Below are 2,375 nucleotides of genomic sequence, written 5' to 3'. Positions count from 1 at the left end.
AGTTTATAGACAAGGTCGATTTTACGGGCGTCTCCACGCTGCTTGATTTCGCGTGCGGCGCAGGCGCGCTAAGCGTGCTGGCGGCGGAAAAGGTGGATCAAATTTACGGCTACGACTTTTCGCCCAAAATGCTGGAATTCGCCCGCGAAAACGCTCAAGCTTACGGCGCAAAAAATATAAAATTTGCACAAAAAGCCTTTGAAGACGACTGGTCGGACGTGCCTGCGTGCGATCTCGTTTTTGCTTCACGCTGCCTCGAGGTGGATGATCTAAAGCCTGTATTGCTAAAACTGCTCTCAAAAACTAAAAAGGCGCTTTACATCACGTTTAAGGTCGGCAGCTTCGTAGATGAGCGGATTTTGCAGGCGCTGGGGCGCGACGTGCAAAAGAGACCCGACTTCGTCTATCTCATCAATATTTTATTTCAAATGGGCTATTTGCCGAGCCTCAGCTATATCAAAGCCCCGTGCCACGGCGGCGCACCGAGCAGCGCGGAGGAGTTCGTCCAAAGGATACGCTGGATGCTCGGCGGCGAGCTAAGCAGTGCGGAGGAAGCGCGGCTAGCGGAGTATTTTAACAGCGGCAAATACGAGCCAAAGCTAGATTTTATGCACTGGGCGTTCGTGCGGGTGAATAAAACAGATGAGCTTTAGCTTGGTTGCCTTATTTTATGAATGAAGCAGGATAAATTTTGAAGCTAAATTAGCTAGAAATGAAGCGTAAATTTAGCCTGCTAAAAATTTTATCGATAAAATTGCAGGAGCCGGTAAGTATTCATTTTTAAAAATTTAATGCAAAATCGGGATCGCTTGTCCGCTAAAAAAGAAGCAAGTCAAAAAACTCGCTTCATTAAATTTAAAACGCTACGGAGTAAAAAAGCAAAATTTGAGCTAAAATAACTGAGAAAGGCGGTAAAAATGCAAACGCAAAAAGACAAAATCCCCGCGGACATCAGCCAGATTCCGCAAGAAATTTTAAAAAGCTACGATAGATTTCGCTTTTGTAGATATCTGTTTTTCGGGGCACTTTTGACCTTCCTGATTTATATCGTCGTGTTTCTTACGTTTGTACATAATGCGCCCATAATGTCGTTTTTATGCATGCTCGCGCTATCTGCGATAAATATACTCGTCTGCCTAAACAGGCTGAAGTATAAAAAATATGCCCTGCTTTTATTTAGCGATGCAGATAAGGCCTTTATGCTTATATGGATACATATGGCTGCGATATTTTACGTCCTTTATGCTTTAATCGGATTTTATTTACAGATAAAATATCACATAGACTGGGATACACGTCAGATTATACCCGCTATTTTTATCGCTATTCCGGTGGCGATAATAACATATAACGCAAATCCGGAATTTGACGCCGATGAGACCGTGTATCTACCGGCACTAAAATCGCAGACAAAAATCGGCGGAGCCATCGCTGATAAAATTTCCGGCGAGCAAAATTTTAACAAAACAAACGGCGAGGCGCAAGCTACCCAAGATGAAACCGCTAAATTTGAGCAAAAATTTAATGACGCGAGCCTTGAAACAGAATCTATCCAAAGCAAAGAGGAGGCGCTAGAGTACGGCAAAGCTCTAGCACAAATTGCAAAAAATTTAAAGCAAAAATATCAACTTCACCGTTTGATCAGATTTGCTTTCGCGAGTTTTGCGACAACGGTTTTTTTATTTTATTTTTACCAAATTCGTATGAATTACACTGGGCGTTTATAGTTAGCGCCGTTTGCACGATTATATTTTTCTTTTCAAAGCGTAGATACAGCAAACTTTTCGTAGAAAATCCCGAAAAAAGCAATACGATTTTCGCGATAGAAAATTTTGCGATTGTGACATTGGTTTTGTATTATCCCATTATGGCTATAGCGTTATGGCTTGCCGGCGGCGGTAGTGAATCTAACGATATAGGGCTATTTTTTGGCTTATTTTATCTTCTAGCAGTGACGCCTGTGTCCGTTATTACTACCCTTGTTTGCCTAGTACGCAACTTAAGCGTTTATAAAGAGATAAAAGAGTGAAATTAGTAAAATTTAAACGAATTTTTAAATAACTTTATCGCGCAAATATATTTCATCAGCTCCTTGTCGGAGTATCCCTTTGCTGTGGAATGACAGCTTAAATTTAGAATTTAAATCAATCCAAAGCAGCACTTTGCGTCTTTAAATTTGCAAGCCCACCATTTAAATATATCTATTTATCTACGTTCATTAAAACGCTTTAAATTAGCTGAGTGTAGAAGTAAGAATAAAGAAGCGTGGAGATTTTAGGCATAGCAAATGCGTTTAAATTTGATCTTAAACGCTCAAGGCTACTGCGTTAGCTTGCATTTCAGCGCCTCTTGTAAAAGCGCATTGGCTACTACTC

2 protein-coding genes are annotated in these 2,375 nt (G+C 41.0%); both read left to right on the top strand.

Annotated elements, in window-relative coordinates; all coding sequences use genetic code 11:
* The coding region (locus tag Q0238_RS02310) for a class I SAM-dependent methyltransferase (protein ID WP_297942539.1) at positions 1–653 on the top strand (653 nt) is incomplete at its 5' end.
* Between the two features lie 264 nt (positions 654–917).
* On the top strand, positions 918–1,727 hold the full coding sequence (locus Q0238_RS02305) for a hypothetical protein (protein WP_297942537.1): 810 nt from the start codon (positions 918–920) through the stop codon (positions 1,725–1,727).
* The last annotated feature ends 648 nt before the right edge of the window (positions 1,728–2,375 follow it).

This window comes from uncultured Campylobacter sp. (assembly GCF_938045775.1).
Taxonomy (GTDB): domain Bacteria; phylum Campylobacterota; class Campylobacteria; order Campylobacterales; family Campylobacteraceae; genus Campylobacter_B.
The sequence above is the reverse complement of the archived record's forward strand: the minus strand, read 5'-3'. Positions and strand labels throughout refer to the sequence as shown.

Coding starts and splice junctions, on each gene's coding strand:
- Q0238_RS02305 (WP_297942537.1), top strand. CDS start 918: ATGCAAACGCAAAAAGACAAAATCCCCGCGGACATCAGCCAGATTCCG.